Origin of the sequence: Halorubrum ezzemoulense DSM 17463 (assembly GCF_002114285.1) — an archaeon.
Classification (GTDB): domain Archaea; phylum Halobacteriota; class Halobacteria; order Halobacteriales; family Haloferacaceae; genus Halorubrum; species Halorubrum ezzemoulense.
The window spans coordinates 22,121-40,531 of sequence record NZ_NEDJ01000027.1 but is presented as its reverse complement, the minus strand read 5'-3'; the positions used below and the strand labels follow the sequence as shown (position 1 = coordinate 40,531).

Here is an 18,411-nt window from a genome sequence, read left to right as displayed (position 1 = left end):
CCTCCCCGCCCACCCGCGCGTACCCCCTGACGGCCCGAGCGCGGACCCGCGCGTCGCCGTCATCGAACGCCTCGCGGAGCCGGGGGGCGGCGCCCTCGTCGCCGACGGTCGACAGTCCGGTCGCCCCCAGCATCCGATACGCGGCCCGGTCGTGTCTCAGCCACCGCGAGAACGTCTCGGCAGCCCCGCTCGTCTTCCCGCTTCCGTCCTCGGCGCCGCCGCCTCGCCGGTCGGCGACCCGCCGCCCCAGTCGGTCGACGTGGTCGTCGCCGTGGAAGTACAGCGACTCGATCGCCGCCGCGCGGACGGTCTCGTCGGGGTCGTCGAGCGCCGCCTCGAACAACCCATCCACGATCCGGCTCGCGGCGGCGCTCATCGAACTGGACGGGCTGCCGAGCGCCTCCGCCGCCTCGCGTCGCGTCGACGCGTCGAACCGCCGATCGAGCCGCGCCAACGCCGGGGGATCGTCGTCGGTCGGCCGCCCGCCGCGCCCGGTGCCGCCGCTCTCCGCCGATCCATCGGCCCCGTCCGGTCGCGGCCTGTCGTCCATCTGTGAACACCTCACCGATCCGGTAGATTAAACGTATGGCCGCGGCTATCACCGATGAGAATCCGACGCGACCGGCGCGCGGTGCCGCGTTATTCGAGTCCGAACCCCCGGACGACACCGTACTCTGGCCCGGACGCGGTAAGCGCCGACTTCACCAGCCGAATCTCGTCGACCGAGAACGTCCCGACTTCCAGATCTCCCGCGTCGAGCGCGTCTCGGACCGCCTCTGCCCCGGCCGCGTTCTCCACGCGGGCCAGCGTCACGTGCGGCGTGAACGCGTCGGGTTTGGGGTCGACGCCGAGCGCGGTCGTCTCCGCTTCGAGCGCCTCGTAGAGCGCGGCGAGGTCGTCGCCGCCGCGGCCGACGCCCGCCCAGGCGACTGAGACGTACTCGCGGTTCGGAAAGACGCCGAGGCCGCGGATCTCGGCCTCGAAAGGGGAGACCGCGGCGCGGTCGACGGCGCGCTCGCCGGCGGCGGCCACGTCGTCGAGGGCGGGGTCGCCCTCGTCGTCCTCCGTGCTGATGTCGCCGAGGAACTTCAGCGTCACGTGCGCCTGTTCGGGGTCGACCGGGTTGACGCCCGACGCGTCCACGAATGGGGCCTGTGCCTCCGCGACGGCGGGCGCGAGCGAGTCCGGGAGGTCGACGGCGAAGAACGCTCGCATCTCGGTCGCCGGATCGGCCAAGCGACGGATACCGCTTGTGGTGGTCGAACCAGCGCCCTACATAAATACCACCGTATCAGTCCGGCACAATTTCCAGTAGTGACCCTCCCATACTCGCATGTGATGGCCACCACCGACTCCGCGCGACCGGACCCGCCCTCGGAGCGTCGGGCGCCGGCGCGCGAGATGTCGAGCGTCGCCCGCTCGGCCGACGGTCGCCGGATCGCCTACGCGACGTACGGGCCTCCCGACGGCGACCCGGTCGTCTTCTTCCACGGGACGCCCGGGTCCCGCCGGCTGGGCGCGCTCCTCGAACCGGCGGCGCGAGCGAACGACGTCCGCGTGATCGCGCCCGACAGACCCGGCTACGGACGCTCGCCCCCCCAGTCGGGTCGGACCGTCGGCGACGCCGCCGCGTCCGTGCGGCCCGTCCTGAACGACCTCGGAGTCGAGCGCGCGGCCCTCGTCGCGTTCTCCGGCGGCGCGCCCTACGCCCTCGCGACGGCCGCGTCGCTCGGCGACCGGGTCACCGGCGTCGACCTCGTCGCCGGCGCGACGCCGCCGTCGTTCGGCGACGACACGCCCGCGGTCCAGCGCCTCCTGTCCGGTCTCGCGGCCGCGACGCCGTCGGTCCTTGGGGCACTGCTCCGCGGTCAGGCGTGGGTCGCGTCGCGCGCGGACCCGTCGTTCGTGGTGGCCCAGTACGCCGAGGACGCCGACGCCGTCCCCGAGGACGCCGCGACCGTGGTGAAGGAGGACTTCCTCGCGGCGTTCGAGCGCCACCGGAACGGCGCGGTCACCGAGTTCCGCGACGCCGGCAGCGACTGGGGGATCGACCTCGACGCGGTCGACGCCCCGGTGCGCCTGTGGCACGGGACCGACGACGCGAACGTCCCCGTCGCCGGGGCGGAACGACTGGCCGAGGCGCTTCCGACCGCCGAACTCCGCGTCCTCGACGGCGCGGACCACCTCGGGACGCTCCTCCGGGCCGCCCCCGAGGCGCTGTCGCGTTCCCGCTGATCGCTGGCTCTCCCCCCGAGTTCGCCCCTGAAACGCCGCTGCGTCCCCGCTGATCAATCCGGCCCTGCCCGAGTCCGTCCCCGAGACGCCGTTGCGTCCCCGCTGACCGGTTCGGCCCTCCTCTCCGACCTCGTCCCGGGTCCCTCCCGCGGGCGGTCCCGAACCACGCGGATTGATGTACGGCACGCTCGAACGTCGAGCGACGGCGTCATGAAACGGATCAGGTTCTCGGCCGCCTACCCCGAGCGGCTCCGCCACCCCCTCCACGAGGCGATCGCCGGCGACTCGCCGATCCGTCGCGCGGAGCTGCTGATGTGGAGCCCGACGGCAGACGCGACGACGCTGCTCTGGTTCGACGGCGACCGCGACGCGACGGCGTCTGCCCTCGACGCGCTCGACTCGCTGGTCGCGAGCAGCCTCGTGAGCGACGCCGACGGGACCTACGCGTTCCTTCGGCAGGACGCCTACGAGTTCCCGGCGGCGCTCCTCGACACCGTCGCGGCGTCGCGGGTGATATTCCTCCCGCCGGTCGTCTTCCGCGAGTCGGGCGACGTCCGGTTCGAGGCAGTGGGCGCGACGGCGGCGCTCAGCGAGTTCCACGACGACCTCGCGACCCTCGCCGACCTCACTATCGAGTGGGTCCACGAGTTCGAGCGCCGACGGGAACCGTCGCGGCTGACCGACCGACAGCGCGCGGCGCTGGAGACGGCGGTCTCGACGGGGTACTACGAGGTTCCGCGCGAGGGGACCGTCGCGGACGTGGCGGCCGCGCTCGGCTGCGCGACGAGCACGGCCGGCGAACTGCTCCGGAAGGCCGAGGCGGCGGTCGTCGAGCGCGCCGTCGAATCGGCGTGACGGCCGCCGCCGTCCCGGACGCCGACCCGCCGTCGGTTCACAGCCGCTCGCGGAGCGTGTCGGCGGTCGCGTCGCCCACGCCGTCGACGTCGGTGAGGTCGTCCCGGGAGGCGTCGCGGACGTTCTCGACCGAGCCGAACCGCCGGAGGAGGCGGCGGCGCGTCTCGGGGCCGACCCCCGGCACGTCGTCGAGGACCGTCCTGACCTCGTCGCGGACGGTCTGGTGGTAGGAGACGGCGAACCGGTGCGCCTCGTCGCGCACGCGCTGGAGCAGGTGGAGCTCGGGGGCGTCGTCGTCCCAGCGCCGGGTCCCGGTCGGAGTGACGACCAGCTCCTCCGCCTTCGCGAGGGCGACGACGGGCACGTCCCACCCGGTCTCCGCGAGCGCGTCGCGGGCGGCCCCGAGCTGCCCCTCGCCGCCGTCGATGAGGAGGAGGTCGGGGTCCGGGCGGTCGTCCTCGCCGGCGAGCGCGCGCTCAGCGCGCCACCGGACCAGCTCGCGCATGTTCGCGTAGTCGTCGTTGCGTTCGGTGAGCTTCTTCCGGCGGTAATCGGCCGTCTCCGCGCTCCCGTCGACGAAGCACACGTCGGAGCCGACCACGGCGGTGCCCTGCGCGTGGCTCACGTCGAACCCCTCGACGCGCTCGGGGCGGGCGATCCCGAGCCGGTCGCCGAGCGCGCCCACGGGGTCGTCGCGGCCGCCGCGCTTCCGGGCGTTCTTCAGCGCGAGTTCGACGAGCTTCGCCTCGCGGCCGGCGCCCGGGACCCGGACCGCGACCCCCTCGCGCTCCAGCCAGTCGACAACGTCCCGGTCGGCGGGTCGTTCGGCGAGGAGGACCGCGTCCGGGAACTCCCGCTCGGCGTAGTACTGCGCGAGGAACGCGCTGAGCACGGCGGCGGGGGTGTTGGCGTCGGGGTCCGCCGGGGTCGCGTCGCCGCCGGAGGCCCCCGATTCGGCCGCGTCCGCCACCGCCGCCGCGTCCAGCTGGTGGCGGCTCCGGTCGACCAGTTGCCCGCGCTCGCTGTGGAGCCGGGCCACCCGAGCCGTGTCGCCCTCGACCGCGGCCGCCAGCACGTCGACGGTGCGGTCGTCGTTCCGGTCGCTGACGGCCTCGCCCCCCTCGCCGTGGAACGCCTCGACCGCTTCGAGGCGGTCGCGGAGATTCGCCGCGCGCTCGAACTCGTTCGCCTCGGCCGCGGCCTCCATGCGGCGTCGGAGGGGGTCGGCGAGGACGCCCGTCTCGCCCTCGAAGAAGCGCCGCGCGGCGGCCACGTCCTCGGTGTACGCCTCCGGCGATATCTCGCCGGTACACGGCGCCGAACAGATGCCCATCTCGTAGTCGAGGCAGGGGCGGTCGCGCCCCTCGTACTTGTGGTCCGAACAGCCGCGCAGCCGGTACTCGTCGCGGACCGCCTTCACCACGGTCTCGACGCGGCCCACGTCTGTGAACGGGCCGTACGCGACCGCGCCCGCCTCGGGGTCGCGGGTCACCTCGATCCGGGGCACCTCGTGGTCCGAGAAGGCGACCAACGGGTACGACTTGTCGTCCTTCAGCCGGACGTTGTACCGCGGGCGCAGCCGCTTGATGAGGTTCGCCTCGAGCAGCAGCGCCTGCGTCTCCGTGTCGGTGACCGCGAACGCGACCCGGTCGGCGCGCTCGACCATCCCTCGGATCCGGCCCGAGCGCGGGTCCGCGTACGACCGCACCCGGTCGCGGAGGTCGAGCGCCTTCCCGACGTACAGCGTCGTCTCCCCCGCCCGGAACTGGTAGACGCCCGGCTCCGTCGGGAGGTCTCGGGCCCGCTCGCGCACCGCGCCGGCGTCCATCGGTCTCGGATCGCCGTAGCCGCCCGACGCCATTGAACGCTGCGGGGACGAGCCGAAGCGAGGTCACGGTCCGTTCATGTCACTTCGCGAACTGGGTAGTTATCAAACCTGAGTCACGGGGAGAACCGTTTATGCCGATGCTTGGGGGAGAGGGAAACAGATATGACGGGAGTTCGAGGGCTGTTACGGCGCGTGCTCGGGCGAGGAGGTGACTCCCGGTCGGTCCCCGACGGGGGCGTCGTCGTCGGGGAGCCCGCGGGGACGGACGACGCGACGATCCCGGCCGGCGAGTCCGGTGGCCCGAGCGACGAGGAGTACAGCGTCACCGAGGCGGACGGCGTGGACCGGACCAAGACCTTAGGGGGTGCCGGCTTCGCCGAGGTGTTCAACGCCACGGGCGTCCCGACGTTCATCCTCGACACCGAGGGGAACGTCGCCGAGTGGAACGAGTCGCTCGCGGCGCTCACCGGCGTCGACCGCGCGGACGCCCTCGGCCACGACTACGCCTCGGAGCTATTCTACCCCGACGGTCGGCGCGCCGACACACTCGCGGACAAGGTGCTCGACGCGCCCGAGGACGCGGACGAGGTGTACGATGTCGAGCGGTCCGGCTCGGCACGGATCCGCTACCGCGACACGAGCACGATGGTCGACCGCCACGGCGAGGAGAAGCACATCGAGTTCACCGCGACCCCGATGTACGACGGCGACGAGTTGGTCGGCGTGACTGAGGTCGTCATCGACCGCACCGAGAACGTCAACGAGCGCGAGGCGACGGCGGAGCTGGTCGCCGAGATCCGCCAGACCGCCGAAGAGATCGGGGAGGGAAATCTAGAGGCCCGCGCCGTCTGCCGCGAGGAGTGCGAAATTCTCAACGAAGAGCTGTTGAGCGTCATCGGCGTCGTAAACCGGATGGCGGAGAACCTCCAGACCCTCTCCGAGAGCGTCCACGAGAAGGCGCGCGACCTCGACGGCACCGTCGAGGAGGCGAGCGCCGCGGCAGCCGACATCGCCGAGAACGTCGACGAGCAGAACGAGCTCTTAGAGGAGAGCGTCTCGGAGATGCAGTCGTTCTCCGCGGGGATGGAGGAGGTCGCGGCGACGGCTGACCAGGTCGACTCCGCCGCGGTCGCGGCCGCCGACGCCGCCGACGAGGGGTTAGACGCCAGCGAGGACGCCCGCGAGGCGACCGAGGACGTGGTGGAGATCGGCGACGAACTCGTCGAGAGCGTCGGCGCGCTCTCCGAGCGCATGGACGACATCGAGGAGGTCATCGAGGTCATCTCCGACGTGGCCGAGCAGACGAACCTGCTCGCCCTGAACGCCAACATCGAGGCCGCCCGCGCCGGCGAGGGCGGCGACGGCTTCGCGGTCGTCGCCGAGGAGGTGAAGAAGCTCGCCGACGAGACCCGCGGCTACACCGAGGAGATCACGGAGAGTCTCGACAAGCTCCAGGCGCAGTCCGCGGAGACCACGACCGCGGTCGAGCGCTCGCACGACCGGATCGAGGACGCGGGCACCGAGATCGAGACGGTCCTCGACTCGCTCGAAGAGATCGCTGACGCGGTCGACGAGGCGGCCGCGGGCGTCGCGGAGGTCGCGCGCACCACCGACGACCAGGCGGCGACCGTCGAGGAGCTCACCTCGTCGCTGGAGGCGGTCCGCGAGCGCTCCGACCGCACCGAGGAGGCGACCGAACGCATCGTCGACGCCACCGACGACCAAGAGGCGGCCGTCGACGAGCTGATCGCCCGCGTCGAACAGCTCGACGCCAGATAACTCCCCTACCGCCCCGAGTCCCGTCCGCTTTCGCCCCCCCGTTCTCTCGGCACCGCCGAACGTTTAACCCCGCTCAGCCCCCACAAAACGTATGTCCGTTACGCCGCCCGGGCCGCTCGGCGACCCCCTGTTCGGGAACGGTCGCCAGTTCGCTGACGACCCCTTCGGTTTCCTCCGCGCCTGCGCCGACAGCTACGGTGACGTGGTGCGGCTCGACCTCGGTCCCAGAGAGACGTACCTGCTCACGAACCCCGCCGACGTCGAGCGCGTGCTCGTCGCCGACGCCGAACGCTACCGGAAGCCCCAGTTCGGCGACGACGCGATGGACACGCTGCTCGGCGACGGTCTCCTCATGAGCGACGGCGACACGTGGCAGCGCCAGCGCACGCTCGCGAACCCCTCGTTCCACAACCGCCGGATCGGCGCGCTCGACGGGACGATGGTCGACCACACGGAGTCGCAGCTCGCGGACTGGGCCGACGGCGAGGTCGTCGACATCCAGCTCGAGGTCGCCCGCCTCACCGTGAAGATCATCGTCTCGGCGATGTTCGGCGCCGACATCACCGACGAGGAGGTGAAGACGGTCCAAGAGAACTTGGAGCCGCTCGGCGCGCGGTTCGAGCCCGACCCGCGGCGGTTCCTGATCCCGAACTGGGTGCCGACCCGCGAGAACCGCGAGTTCGACGCCGCGATCGACACCCTCGAATCCGTCATCGACGGGATCGTCGACCGCCGCCGGGGCACGGAGCGCGACCCGAGCGTCGACCCCGCCGGCGCGGAGGGCGTCGCGGTGCCCGGCCCGGCCGGGGACGGCGACGGCGACCTGCCGATGGACCTGCTCTCAGTCCTCCTGCGCGCCCGCGACCGCGGCGAGCAGACCGACGAGAACCTCCGCGACGAGCTGGTGACGATGCTGCTCGCCGGCCACGACACGACCGCGCTCGCGCTGACGTACACGTTCTACCTGCTCTCGAATCACCCTGAGGCCCGTCGCGAGGTCGAGCGCGAGGCCGAGACGGCGACCGCCGACGGCCCGCCGACCGCGGCCGACGTCCGCGACATGGCGTACACCGAGCGCGTGCTCAACGAGTCGATGCGCCTCTACCCGCCCGTCTACACCCTGTTTCGCGAGCCGAAGCTCGACGTGAAACTGGGGGGGTACCGGATCCCGGAGGGGTCCGCGCTGATGGTGTCGCAGTGGGTGACCCACCGGTCCGAGCGGTGGTACGACGCCCCCGAGACGTTCGACCCCGACCGCTGGACGCCCAAGCGCCGGAGCGAGCGCCCCCGGTTCGCCTTCTTCCCCTTCGGCGGGGGCCCGCGCCACTGTATCGGGAAGGCGTTCTCGCTGCTGGAGGCGAAGATCATCCTCGCGGAGATCTGCTCGCAGTTCGAACTCGGCTACGAGGGACCGGACCTCTCCTTGCGCGGCTCGCTCACCATGCACCCGAGCCATCCGGTGCCGATGCGGATCCGCGAGCGGTAGATGTCCGCCCCCGCCGACGCGTACTGCGCCCGGTGCGGCGATCCGCTCTCGAGCGGTCTCGTTGCGACCGACCGCCGCGCCTGCTGTCTCAACGCCACCCCGATCGCGGGCGTCTGCCCGACCCACGGGCCGGTGGGGCCGCACCACGCGGTCGAGGAACCGGACGCGGTCGACGACGCGTAACCTCCGGTTCGCCCTACAGATCGACCGTCGCCGCGACCTCCCGGTACTCCGGGTCCCACGCGTCGAGCGCATGGACGCGCCACCGGACCGGGTCGAACTCGGTCTCGACGAGGTCGGCGACCGCGCCCGGCTCCGGGTCGCCGCCCCGCGCCAGCGTCACGTGCGGGACGTACGCGTCGCCCTCGATTCCCTCCACCGTCCCGAACGCCGCACAGAGCCTGTGGTGAAGCCGAACGAGCCCGTCGCTCTCGACCGTCAGATACACGATCGGCCGCGACCCCGACCGCGGCGCGTCGAAGACGTCGATCCCGGTCACGGCGACCTCGAACGGGTCGGCGGGCGCGAGCGGTCGACGAAGGCGTTCGCGCAGCCGGTCGAGGGCCTCCTGACGAGGCGGGACGGGTTTGTCCCCTCCACGTTCCTCGCCCCCCTCGCCCTCTCCGCGTTCATCGCCTCCGTCGCGCTCTCCGCGTCGCACGTTCTCGACGCCGAAGCGCTTACAGACGAGGGTGTGACGCTCGCGGACGCGATCGAACCCCGTCAGTTTCGGGTGGAGATCGCCGGCGAGGCGGTCGATCGCGGACGGGAGCGGGACGTTGAGGCTGAACACGTCGGCGTCCGCCTCAGATCCGATCGGTGAGGTGTAAGGCGATCACAACGACGAGCGCGATCCCGATCAGCGTCGGGAGGGCGTCGAGCAGCCAGACGGCGACCTCGAGGACGGCCCCGACGATCTCCAGGAGAAGCCACACGACGACGAGCAGCAGCACGATCTTCAGGAGGTCGTCGGTGTCGATCTCGGCGCGGTTCATGGCCAGACGGGGGTGCGGCAGCGATAAAAAGACGGTGGTAAAAGCGGGCGCTCGCTACGCGATCTTCTCGTACTGCTCGGAGAGCTTCTCGGCGGCCTCGGCGAGCAGTTCGGCCTCGTACTCGTCGAGGTCCCACTCGACGACCTCCTCGACGCCGTTCGCGCCGAGCTTCGCGGGGACGCCGAGCGCGGTGTCGTCGTAGCCGTACTCGCCGTCGAGCACGACCGAGCAGGGGAGCACCTCGCCGGTGTCGTTGAGGATGGCCTCGACGGTGTGGGCGACGCCGGTGGCGGGTCCCCACTGCGTCGCGCCCTTCCGGCTGATCACGTCCATCGCGGACTCCTGGAGGTCCGCGAGGATCTGCTCTTTCTCGTCGGCGTCGAACGACGGGTCGCGGCCGTCGACGCGCACCTTCGAGAAGACGGGCGCCTGCGCGTCGCCGTGTTCGCCGAGGATCGTCGCCTCGACGTTCTGGACGGGCGCGTCGAAGCGCTCGGAGAGGACGTAGCGGAAGCGCGCGGAGTCGAGCCGGCCGCCGAAGCCGACCACCTTGTGGCGGTCGCGGTCGCCCGCCTCGTAGAGGTGGCGGTTGAGCAGATCGACCGGGTTCGAGGTGGTGACGGTGACGAAGTCGTCGTTGTGCTCGGCGATCGAGGACCCGATGTCCTCCATGATCGGCGCGTTGTCGCCGGCGAGGTCGATCCGGGTCTGCCCCTCCTTGCGCGGGATGCCCGCCGTGATGACGACCACGTCCGAGCCGGCGGTGTCCTCGTACTCGCCCTGCCGGACGGTCGTGTTCGAGTCGTACGCGACGCCGTGGTTCGCGTCGGCGGCCTGTCCGATCGTCGTCTCGCGCTGGTCCGGAATGTCCACGAAGACGAGCTCGTCGACCACGTCGCGTAACGCGAGGTTGTAGCCGGCCGCGGCTCCGACGGTCCCCGCCGCACCGATAACGCTGACCTTTGTCATACCGTGTAGATTCGCGACCGGCCGGTGAGTAAACGTTTCGGAACCCCGCTAACGTTCGTGACCGTCGTCGCGAAACCCCTAACTCCCGCGGCGTCGAAGCGTCGCCTCGTGCCGACGTTCCGCTACCCGTGCCCCGGCTGTCGGACGACGAACAGCCTTCACGACGCCGACTGTGAGTTCGAGGGCGTGAGCTGGCCGACCGTCGAGAAGGCGTACACCGACCTCCTGTCGGTGCTGTCCGCGGAGCCCGACGGCCTCCCGGAAGCGGCGCTGCGGGACGCGGTCCCGGCGGAGTGGGGCGGGCTCCACAAGGCCGCGCTCGGCGCGCTCCGCCGCGACCAGCGCGTCGTCGAGGACGGCGACCGGCTCCGCCTGCTCACCGCCGCGGAGTTCAAGGAACGCGTCTCGGAGCCGACTCGCGACCCGATGCGCACCGTCTACGAGCACGGCTCGGTCCCGGGCTGTCACGACAACGCGGTGTTCGCGATGGTGGCGTGGTACGAGATGGTCGGGCTCTCGTGGCCCGAGACCCGCGAGAACGTGATCGAGTGGCTCCGCGAGTCGGGCGCGTGGGACCGCGGCGGCTTCGAGGAGTCGACGCCCGGCGAGCTCGTCGACGCCAAGCGCCACGTGTACGACGAGGGGTACGGCTGGAAGGAGAAGGGACAGGCCGCGAAGCGCGTCATCGAGCGGCATCTGTAGCGCCGGTTCGTCCGGAGCGCGGACCGGACGGACCGCCGCCCCACGACAGCTTTACCCCCGCCGTCGCCGTCGTACCCGACGAATGGCCCTCGACCTCGCTCCCGCGTGGCCCGCCGTCGGCTCCCTCGCGGGCGGGGCGGGGGCGCTCGCGCTCGCGTGGGCGATCCGCGAACACCGCGGCCGCCCCGGCGTCGACTGGTTCCTCGGCGTGTTCGCCGCGCAGGCGACGTGGTGTCTCTCCTACGGCGTCGGCCTGCTGGTCTCCGAACCGGCGATCCGAGCCGCGCTGGAGGCGACGATGTGGCTGGGCGTGATCTGGACAGGGATCGCCTTCCTCGGGTTCGCACTGGAGTACACGGGCCGGAGCGACGTGGTCCGGAGCCGCCTGTTCGCGGCGGTCGTCGGGTTCGGCGCACTCTCGTCCGCGCTCGTCGTCACGAACTCGCTCCACGGTGTCTTCTGGACCGACTTCGCGCGCGACCCCGCCTTCGGCGTCGAGACCGTCTCGTACGCGTTCGGGCCGTGAGCGTACCTGACGGTCGCCGCGGAGACGGTCCTCGTCGCCAGCGCCGTGTTCCTCCTCGTCGACACGCTGCTCAGCTACGGGCCGCTGTACCGCCGCGAGAGCGCCGCGGTCGCGCTGAGCTCGCTGCCGCCCGGGTTCGCGCTGGTCGCGTGGGCGCTGGCGCCCGGCCCGGTGCCCCCACTCCAACTCGCGCCGGTGATGTTCGTCCCGCACCTGCTCCTCGACGCGTACGCGTTCGACCGCGCGGAGATGTTCGACCGGAACCCGACCACCAGCCGCGCCGCGGAGCGCACCGCGATCGACGACCTCCGCGACCCCATCGTGGCGCTGGCGCTCGACCGCCGCATCGTCCGGATCAACCCCGCGGCCGAAACGGTGCTCGGCGTCGACGCCCCGACCGCCCGCGACCGCCCGCCCGCCAATTTCCTCGATCCCCCGGTCCACATCGGCGACGCGGGCAAGGGCGAACCGGACGGCGGCGAGTCCGGCCCGGACGACGAAGCGGGCGGTTCCCGCGAGACGGTCGAGATCGACGCCGGCGACGGCGCCCGCAGCCGCACGTACGCGGTGTCGGTCTCCCGGCTCACCGACCCCAACGGCACCCACGTCGGGTACACTCTCGTCCTCTCGGACGTCACCGACCGCGAGCGCCGACGCCAGCAGCTGGAGGTGCTCAACCGCATCCTGCGTCACAACCTCCGCAACGACGCGGGCGTCGTCCGCGGGTACGGCGAGATCCTCCGCGATCGCGTCGACGACTCGGAACTCGTTCAGATGGCCGACGCGGTCGAGCGTCGCGCGGGCGCGCTGGCCGCGCTCGGCGAGAAGGCCGGGACCGTCGAGCGGCTGCTCGAAGATCGGGACCCCGAGCCGACGGACGTGCGCGACCTCGTGACATCGGCCGTCGCGGACGCCCGTGGCCGCGACGACGCGGCGATCGAACTCGCGGTCGACGGCGAGCCGACGACCGCCGACGGCGGGGCGGCGACTTCCGTCGGCGAGCGGACGACCGGAGACGCCGACGACGACGAGTGGGTCACGCGGGTCCGGCTCGACGCGCTCCGCGCGGTCGTCGAGAACACGGTGGAGAACGCGCTCGATCACCACGACGGTCAGGGAACAGAACGCGATGACGGCGGGGCGTGGGTGCGGGTCGCGCTCCGTCGAGAGGAGCGCGGAGGCGACGGCGGCCACGAGGGCGAGGGCGACGCGCGGTTCGTGCTCGCCGTCGCGGACGACGGGCCCGGGATCCCCGAGCACGAAGTCGAGGCGGTCGAGTCGGGGCGGGAGACCGCCCTCGAACACGGCTCCGGGCTGGGCCTGTGGGTCGTCGCGTGGGGCGCCGCCTCGGTCGGCGCCGACGTCGAGTACGCCGACCGGGAGCCGCGGGGGACGCGGGTGACGGTGTCGGTTCCGGTCGTAGACGGTTTATAAAGCGTGTGCCTCGCCGTACGCCTGTGCCTTCAGACGATCGTAGCGCTCTCGCGAGTCGAGCACCCACTTGTACTCGAATCCGGGCGGTGGGGTGCTTCAGTCGAGGAACGAGCGAGTCTCTTCGACCCCGAAGCGGATCGTTTCGCGGCCGTACGACGGTGAGAGGCCAATCTCCTCGAATAGATTAAAAAGAACCCCTGACGGTCGTCTCGGTGTCGTATCCGTATTGCTGCTCTCGGTTCGCCGTACTCCTGAACATCGAGACACCCGTCACAGACGTACCACATCTTGGCGATCCGTGGCGTCAGCGATAGACTCTCTGGGAACCGCTTCTCGCCGGACCGGTACCACCGACGAAGTGACCGCATGAACGGGTGGGATCGCGATATGACGGTATACATATCGTGATAGTTCTCAGCCCTCGCATTTGGACTGAACCCCGATTCACGGTTACTATGTGCCAGCTCCGCTGCCGTCTTTTTTTAATCGGACACCGGTCTCAACACCCCCATCTCGTGGTCGAACCACTCCAAGGATTGCTTGTAACCATCGGGAGACGGAAGAGGCCGTGAGCCCCGTTGTTCGTCTTTGGGACGGCCCCGTCACCCATGAAACAGCCGACGAGGATCTCGCGAAGGTACGTGGGTGTTTCGGGGTAGTAACAGCTTCCGCGTGCCCAGTGACTACCGACCCGCTTGAACGACTCTCCGCATCCTGGACACGCTTCCCTCGGTAATTTACTCGCTCTGAATCCTCGGTGCAAGCATATACGTTGCCTGTCCGAGCCCCTCGGCGAAGCCGTAGTGGAGCTTGACGGGGAACTCCTCGCCGAGCTCGACGGTGACCTCGGCGTCGGAGGGGATCGCCTTGTTCATGTCCTTGAGGTAGTCGAGGCTGAACAGCGAGTCAGCGGGGCCGGCGGTGAGCGCGATGAGGTCCTCGCGGTCGAGCTTGAGGTTCACGTCGTCGGTGTCGCCCTCGGCCTCGATGAAGAACGCCTCGTCGGTCTCGTCGACGCGGAGGCGGATGTGGTCGGAGACCATGTCGGCGGCCTTGATCCCGCGGTCGAGCTGGGCGCCCTCGACGACGATCTCGGAGGCGAGATCGAGGTCCGGGATGTCCGGCTCCTGGCGGATCGAGTCGGGGTCGATGAGCGCGAGGGTGTAGGATAGGCCGTCGATCTCGATGTGGAGCTTGCGGGTCTCCTCGTCGAGTTCGAGGTGGATCAGGTCGCCCGAGTTGGCCATGCCGGCGATGTCCTCCAGGCGGGCGAGGTTGACGCCGATGACGCCGCCGTCGGCGTCGTAGGACTCGAACGCGGCCGCCTCCAGCGTGAGGTCGACCATGCCGACGTTGGCGGGGTCGACGGCCCGGATGGAGAGCTCCTCCTCGTTCAGGCGGATCTTACACTCGTCGACCAACACGCTCACCGAATCGAGCGCGTCCTGAAACGTCGACGCGCCCACGATGGCCTTGAACATATACGTTCGGCTAGGGCGGTATCCCCTAAAAAGACACCCGATCGGGTCGGCACGGAAACGCTCAAACCGACCGGATGAGCCGGGCGACGACGACCCCGAGCGTCACCACGGCTCGCAGCGGGCGGAGCCGTTCGAGCCGGTATTCGAGGGTCTCCGCCTCGTCGGCGTCCCGGCCTCTCGCCTCCGCGTCCGCGCCGTCGTCCGCCGGCTCGCGCGTGAGGTCGCGGGGCTCCTCGCTACCGGGGCCGCGGGGCGCTCCGTCACCGGGGTCGGGCGGCGGCTCGGCGGCTCGGATCGGCCCGTCCGTCGGGGCGCCGTCGGCCGGCTCCGCGAGCGGTGTCGGGTTCACGTCGGTGCGCTCGGGCGCTGGCAGTGGCTCGTCGACCGTGTGTGGCCTGCGCCGCGCCAGGCGGTACACGACGGTACGAGGGTAATTCATGAGTAGACGAGCCGAACGCAAGACGGAACTGAAACTCGTCCGCGCGGGATCGGGCTCCCGGACCGATCGCGCCGGTCGTCGCGCGCGGCCCTCAGACGAGCGGCTCGACGAGGTCGCGCCCCTCGGCGAGCAGGTCGTCGACGGCCTCGTCGGAGTCGGCCTCGGCGTACACCCGGAGCTTCGGCTCGGTGCCCGAGGGGCGGACGAGCAGCCACGAGCCGCTCTCTAAGAGGAGCTTGAACCCGTCGAGCGTGACGACCTTCGCTACGGGGGACCCGCCGACTGCCTCCGGGATGTGGTCCTCCAGCTCGTCGAGGACCGCTTCCTTCCGGTCGTCCGGGCAGTCGAGCGACACTTTTCCGGCCGCGATGTGGCCGTGCTCGTCGAGCAGGCGGTCAACGCGCGCGTCGAACGGCTCGGCGGCGTGGGTCGCGGCCGCGAGCAGCCCCATCAGCACGCCGTCCTTCTCCCGGACGTGACCGCGGAGGGTGAACCCGCCGGACTCCTCGCCGCCGAACAGCGCGTCGTGCTCACCCATCGCCCCGGCGACCCACTTGAAGCCGACCGGGGTCTCGTACACCGCCTCGCCGTGCGCCTCGGCGATGCGGTCGACGAGGAACGTCGTCGAGACGGTGCGGACCGCGGGCCCGGAGTCGGTCTCCAAGAGCCGGTCGTAGCAGGCGGCGTAGAAGAGGTTCGCGTCGAGGACGCCGCGCTCGGGCGTGACGACCGCGATCCGGTCGGCGTCGCCGTCGTTGGCGATCCCCAGATCCACGTCGCTCTCGGGGTCGGTGACGCGCTCGGCCAGTTCTCCGAGGTGTTCGGCCGACGGCTCCGGGGAGTCGCCGCCGAAGGTCACGTCGCGCTCGCAGCGCAGGCGCTCCACCTCCGCGCCGGCCGACTCGAGAAGCGCGTCCGTGACGCCGCGCCCGCTCCCGTGCATCGCGTCGTACGCGACCGTGAGCCCGTCGAGGTCGACGCCGTCCCCGTCTCCGGCGACGCGGCCGACGACCTCGTGGGCCGCGTCGGCGTGTTCGCTCACGAGGTCGACCCGAGAGATGTCGCCGCGCTCGGCTTCGGGGAGCAGGTCGGGCTCGGCGAGCCGGTCGACGACATCCTCGGTCACGTCCGGCAGCGCCGGCGCGCCGTCGTGCGGGATGAACTTCACGCCGTTGTACTCGGGCGGGTTGTGCGAGGCGGTGATCATACACGCGCCGGCCAGTCCGCGGTCGACGATAGCGTGGGCGATCACCGGCGTCGGCGCGTCGCGCTCGGGGAGGATCACGTCGAAGCCGTTGCCCGCGAACACCTCCGCGAGGCTCTCGGCGAACCCCTCCGAGGTCTCGCGGGCGTCGTACCCCACCGCGACCGGTTCGTCGTGCCCCGCCGCGTCGAGGTGGTCGGCGATCGCCTGTCCCACGATCCGCACGCGCTCGTCGGTGAACGTGTCGAGTGTCGCGCGCCACCCGTCCGTGCCGAAGGCTATCTGGTCCATGTCGGCCACGTCGGCGGCGGGGACAATAATGCCCCATGTCGGCCGCGAAGGTTGCGCGAGCGGATCGCCCGCGGCTATTGATAAATAAACCGCGGCGGCGCGTGCCTCCGAATGCCCGCAGGGCGTGAGGAGCAGGCGCGAGGGAGTCGGACCGACGCAGTCGCGCCGGTCCGACGAGGCTGGGGAGGCGTGAGGTGCTGTGCTGGGCAGAGGGGGACTCACCGGGGCGCCGCGAGGCCGGGGCTTCGGAGGTGGCCGCCGCCGATCTGCTACCGGCTACTTACAATCGAGGGGCCGGAGTTATGACGGCGCGAATCGACCTTGCCAATTAGTTCCAAGGCACTAACGGTCGGAGTTTCGGGTCCGCTCCCCGTCGATCGCCTCCGTTTTTACTATCTGGTCTCGAACTCGAGGTATGACCCGAATCGTCGCCGTCTCCGGCAGCCGGAGCGCGGCCAGCACCACGCGGGCCGCCCTCCGCGTCGCGCTCGACGCCGCGGCCGACGCCGGCGCCGAGACGGACCTGATCGACCTGGCCGCGGTCGACCTCCCGCTGTACCACCCCGAAGAAGACGCCCAAGGCGACAGCGAGGCGCTGAAGCGCCGCGTCCGCGAGGCCGACGGCGTCCTCGCCGGCACGCCCGTCTACCGCGGATCCTACTCGTCGACGTTCAAGAACTTCCACGACTTCTGCGGCTCCGACGAGTACGCAGACACCGCCGTCGGCCTGCTCGCGACCGCCGGCGGCGGCTCCTACGGCGGGACGCTCGAACACCTCCGCTCGACGTTCCGGAACGTCCACGCGTGGACGGTCCCCCACGAGGTCGGGATCCGGGGCGCCTCCTCGAAGGTCGAGACAGGCGGACCGGGAGACGCGGACGCCCCGGACGACGGTCCGCGGATCACCGACGACGACCTCCGCCGGCGCACCGAGCGGCTCGGACGGGTCGTCGTCGAACACTCGGAGCGGCTGCGGGAGTGAGACCGGTCGCGGCCCCGCGGTCACCGCGCTCGACGCGCCGCAGCCGGCAGGGATTTGCCCCGCGAGACCGATCGTCCCCCGATGAGCCGTATCCGCCCGGACGAGCTGGACGAGCGCCTCGGCACGGACGACGAGCCGTTCCTGCTGGACATCCGCCCCGAGTCGGACTACGGGAGCGGCGCGATCGACGGGAGCCGGAACGTGCCCGTGTACGACGACCTCCGGAGCGGCGACGACGCCGCGCTCCGCCGCCGGCTCGACGAGATTCCCGACGACAGCGAGGTCGTCACCGTCTGTAAGATGGGGATCGTCGCCAAGCGCGCGACCCGCGTCCTCGACGAGGCGGGCTACGAGGCGTCGACGCTCTCCGGCGGGATGAGCGGCTGGAACGGGTACGAGCGGGACTCGCTCGGGTACAAGCTCCGGTCGCTGTGGTGGCGGCTGCGCGGGTGAAGTCGATCGCGTCTGCGAGTTCGTCACCGGCGTCTCGCGACCCCGCCGTCGACACCCTACGACCCCGCCGTCGACGCTCCGCGACCCGCCGGGCTTTTGCCCGGCTCGCGTCTACGTCGCCCATGACCGAACCGGGTGACGACGACCGTGTCCGCTAACCGGAAGGGGGACCGCCGCGAGCGCGAACTGGTGAACGCCTTGGACGAGGCGGGCTTCGCCGTGATGCGCGCGCCGGCCAGCGGCTCCGCGACCGAGCGCGAGCTCCCCGACGTGCTCGCGGGCGACGGCGAGACGTTCTACGCCATCGAGGCGAAGTCGAGCGCGGGCGACCCGATCTACCTCACCGGCGAGGAGGTAGAAGCGCTGTTGTTCTTCGCGCGGAACTTCGGTGCGAAGGCGCGGATCGCGGTGCGGTTCGACCGCGAGGACTGGTACTTCTTCCACCCCGGCGACCTCTGCACCACCGACGCCGGCTCGTACCGGGTGAAAAAGGAGAAAGCGCTGGCCGACGGCACCGACTTCCCCGAGTTCGTCGGCGAGACCGAGAAGGTGACGCTCGCGGAAGTCGGCGACGACGGCGACGACGGCGACGCGACCGACCCGGAGACCGAGGAGCGGCGGACGATCTTAGAGGCCGTCCGCGACGGGCACATGCCGGTCGCGGACGCGCTCGACGTGCTGTGACGGTCGGCGCGGCCGCCTTCCCGGGTCGCCTCGACGGCCCGCGGACCCCCTCGCTTATCCCTCGCCGC

At 71.2% G+C, this 18,411-nt stretch carries 18 protein-coding genes and 1 pseudogene; 10 read left to right on the top strand and 9 right to left on the bottom strand.

Going from position 1 to position 18,411, the window contains the following annotated elements; genetic code table 11:
* The coding region (locus B9H04_RS09285; protein ID WP_139835074.1) for a HEAT repeat domain-containing protein at positions 1 to 550 on the bottom strand (550 nt) is incomplete at its 3' end.
* 89 nt (positions 551 to 639) lie between these two features.
* Positions 640 to 1,215, bottom strand: a complete 576-nt coding sequence (thpR, locus tag B9H04_RS09280) for an RNA 2',3'-cyclic phosphodiesterase (RefSeq protein ID WP_085682636.1) — start codon at positions 1,213 to 1,215, stop codon at positions 640 to 642.
* 123 nt (positions 1,216 to 1,338) lie between these two features.
* On the opposite strand from thpR, the gene B9H04_RS09275 reads away from it, so the two are divergent.
* Positions 1,339 to 2,235, top strand: coding sequence for an alpha/beta fold hydrolase (locus tag B9H04_RS09275; protein WP_049932016.1), 897 nt, complete (start codon positions 1,339 to 1,341; stop codon positions 2,233 to 2,235).
* 210 nt (positions 2,236 to 2,445) lie between these two features.
* A complete protein-coding gene (locus tag B9H04_RS09270; RefSeq protein WP_049932017.1) occupies positions 2,446 to 3,090 on the top strand; it encodes a helix-turn-helix domain-containing protein in 645 nt (214 codons plus the stop codon).
* Positions 3,091 to 3,127: 37 nt separating this feature from the next.
* Here the strand turns inward: B9H04_RS09270 and B9H04_RS09265 are convergent, their stop codons facing one another.
* Entirely contained in the window at positions 3,128 to 4,918 is a 1,791-nt protein-coding gene (locus B9H04_RS09265; RefSeq protein ID WP_085682634.1) for an excinuclease ABC subunit C, read from the bottom strand.
* Between the two features lie 162 nt (positions 4,919 to 5,080).
* Between B9H04_RS09265 and B9H04_RS09260 the strand changes: the two genes are divergently transcribed.
* From B9H04_RS09260 to B9H04_RS09250, 3 genes are all read left to right on the top strand, one after another.
* Complete coding sequence (locus tag B9H04_RS09260; protein ID WP_049932019.1) at positions 5,081 to 6,697, top strand: methyl-accepting chemotaxis protein; 1,617 nt, start codon at positions 5,081 to 5,083, stop codon at positions 6,695 to 6,697.
* Between the two features lie 91 nt (positions 6,698 to 6,788).
* Positions 6,789 to 8,183, top strand: a complete 1,395-nt coding sequence (locus B9H04_RS09255; protein WP_049932021.1) for a cytochrome P450 — start codon at positions 6,789 to 6,791, stop codon at positions 8,181 to 8,183.
* Positions 8,184 to 8,366 (top strand): hypothetical protein, encoded by a 183-nt coding sequence (locus tag B9H04_RS09250; protein ID WP_049932022.1) that lies wholly within the window; start codon positions 8,184 to 8,186, stop codon positions 8,364 to 8,366.
* 13 nt (positions 8,367 to 8,379) lie between these two features.
* Here B9H04_RS09250 and B9H04_RS09245 read toward each other — a convergent pair whose 3' ends face one another.
* Genes B9H04_RS09245 through mdh form a run of 3 tightly spaced genes read right to left on the bottom strand, consistent with a single transcriptional unit; the run spans position 8,380 to position 10,147 of the window.
* Positions 8,380 to 8,976: a 2'-5' RNA ligase family protein gene (locus tag B9H04_RS09245; protein ID WP_049932023.1), complete on the bottom strand. Its 597-nt coding sequence runs from the start codon at positions 8,974 to 8,976 to the stop codon at positions 8,380 to 8,382.
* A 13-nt stretch (positions 8,977 to 8,989) separates the two neighbouring features.
* A complete protein-coding gene (locus B9H04_RS09240; protein WP_085682633.1) occupies positions 8,990 to 9,178 on the bottom strand; it encodes a DUF7554 family protein in 189 nt (62 codons plus the stop codon).
* 54 nt (positions 9,179 to 9,232) lie between these two features.
* Entirely contained in the window at positions 9,233 to 10,147 is a 915-nt protein-coding gene (mdh, locus tag B9H04_RS09235) for a malate dehydrogenase (RefSeq protein ID WP_085682632.1), read from the bottom strand.
* 108 nt (positions 10,148 to 10,255) lie between these two features.
* Between mdh and B9H04_RS09230 the strand changes: the two genes are divergently transcribed.
* Both B9H04_RS09230 and B9H04_RS09225 read left to right on the top strand, forming a co-directional pair.
* Positions 10,256 to 10,849: a DUF7474 family protein gene (locus tag B9H04_RS09230; RefSeq protein ID WP_049932148.1), complete on the top strand. Its 594-nt coding sequence runs from the start codon at positions 10,256 to 10,258 to the stop codon at positions 10,847 to 10,849.
* Positions 10,850 to 10,931: 82 nt separating this feature from the next.
* A pseudogene (locus B9H04_RS09225) lies at positions 10,932 to 12,809 on the top strand (histidine kinase N-terminal 7TM domain-containing protein).
* Positions 12,810 to 13,546: 737 nt separating this feature from the next.
* Here B9H04_RS09225 and B9H04_RS09220 read toward each other — a convergent pair.
* From B9H04_RS09220 to B9H04_RS09210, 3 genes are all read right to left on the bottom strand, one after another.
* Entirely contained in the window at positions 13,547 to 14,290 is a 744-nt protein-coding gene (locus B9H04_RS09220) for a DNA polymerase sliding clamp (protein WP_049932029.1), read from the bottom strand.
* Positions 14,291 to 14,351: 61 nt separating this feature from the next.
* The gene (locus B9H04_RS09215; RefSeq protein WP_080508592.1) at positions 14,352 to 14,729 is read right to left on the bottom strand and encodes a hypothetical protein; all 378 of its coding nucleotides are present in this window, start codon (positions 14,727 to 14,729) and stop codon (positions 14,352 to 14,354) included.
* 91 nt (positions 14,730 to 14,820) lie between these two features.
* On the bottom strand, positions 14,821 to 16,224 hold the full coding sequence (locus B9H04_RS09210; protein WP_085682631.1) for a phosphoglucomutase/phosphomannomutase family protein: 1,404 nt from the start codon (positions 16,222 to 16,224) through the stop codon (positions 14,821 to 14,823).
* A gap of 415 nt (positions 16,225 to 16,639) precedes the next feature.
* Between B9H04_RS09210 and B9H04_RS09205 the strand changes: the two genes are divergently transcribed.
* From B9H04_RS09205 to hjc, 3 genes are all read left to right on the top strand, one after another.
* Positions 16,640 to 17,206 (top strand): NADPH-dependent FMN reductase, encoded by a 567-nt coding sequence (locus B9H04_RS09205; RefSeq protein ID WP_049932033.1) that lies wholly within the window; start codon positions 16,640 to 16,642, stop codon positions 17,204 to 17,206.
* A gap of 81 nt (positions 17,207 to 17,287) precedes the next feature.
* A complete protein-coding gene (locus tag B9H04_RS09200) occupies positions 17,288 to 17,659 on the top strand; it encodes a rhodanese-like domain-containing protein (protein WP_049932035.1) in 372 nt (123 codons plus the stop codon).
* Between the two features lie 135 nt (positions 17,660 to 17,794).
* Positions 17,795 to 18,343 carry a Holliday junction resolvase Hjc gene (hjc, locus tag B9H04_RS09195; protein WP_085682630.1) on the top strand — a complete coding sequence of 183 codons (549 nt, stop codon included), beginning with the start codon at positions 17,795 to 17,797 and terminating at the stop codon, positions 18,341 to 18,343.
* The last annotated feature ends 68 nt before the right edge of the window (positions 18,344 to 18,411 follow it).

What these genes read in the sequence shown, in the direction of transcription:
- thpR (WP_085682636.1), bottom strand. Translation starts at nt 1,215, where the DNA reads ATGCGAGCGTTCTTCGCCGTCGACCTCCCGGACTCGCTCGCGCCCGCC.
- B9H04_RS09275 (WP_049932016.1), top strand. Translation starts at nt 1,339, where the DNA reads ATGGCCACCACCGACTCCGCGCGACCGGACCCGCCCTCGGAGCGTCGG.
- B9H04_RS09270 (WP_049932017.1), top strand. Translation starts at nt 2,446, where the DNA reads ATGAAACGGATCAGGTTCTCGGCCGCCTACCCCGAGCGGCTCCGCCAC.
- B9H04_RS09265 (WP_085682634.1), bottom strand. Translation starts at nt 4,918, where the DNA reads ATGGACGCCGGCGCGGTGCGCGAGCGGGCCCGAGACCTCCCGACGGAG.
- B9H04_RS09260 (WP_049932019.1), top strand. Translation starts at nt 5,081, where the DNA reads ATGACGGGAGTTCGAGGGCTGTTACGGCGCGTGCTCGGGCGAGGAGGT.
- B9H04_RS09255 (WP_049932021.1), top strand. Translation starts at nt 6,789, where the DNA reads ATGTCCGTTACGCCGCCCGGGCCGCTCGGCGACCCCCTGTTCGGGAAC.
- B9H04_RS09250 (WP_049932022.1), top strand. Translation starts at nt 8,184, where the DNA reads ATGTCCGCCCCCGCCGACGCGTACTGCGCCCGGTGCGGCGATCCGCTC.
- B9H04_RS09240 (WP_085682633.1), bottom strand. Translation starts at nt 9,178, where the DNA reads ATGAACCGCGCCGAGATCGACACCGACGACCTCCTGAAGATCGTGCTG.
- mdh (WP_085682632.1), bottom strand. Translation starts at nt 10,147, where the DNA reads ATGACAAAGGTCAGCGTTATCGGTGCGGCGGGGACCGTCGGAGCCGCG.
- B9H04_RS09220 (WP_049932029.1), bottom strand. Translation starts at nt 14,290, where the DNA reads ATGTTCAAGGCCATCGTGGGCGCGTCGACGTTTCAGGACGCGCTCGAT.
- B9H04_RS09215 (WP_080508592.1), bottom strand. Translation starts at nt 14,729, where the DNA reads ATGAATTACCCTCGTACCGTCGTGTACCGCCTGGCGCGGCGCAGGCCA.
- B9H04_RS09210 (WP_085682631.1), bottom strand. Translation starts at nt 16,224, where the DNA reads ATGGACCAGATAGCCTTCGGCACGGACGGGTGGCGCGCGACACTCGAC.
- B9H04_RS09205 (WP_049932033.1), top strand. Translation starts at nt 16,640, where the DNA reads ATGACCCGAATCGTCGCCGTCTCCGGCAGCCGGAGCGCGGCCAGCACC.
- B9H04_RS09200 (WP_049932035.1), top strand. Translation starts at nt 17,288, where the DNA reads ATGAGCCGTATCCGCCCGGACGAGCTGGACGAGCGCCTCGGCACGGAC.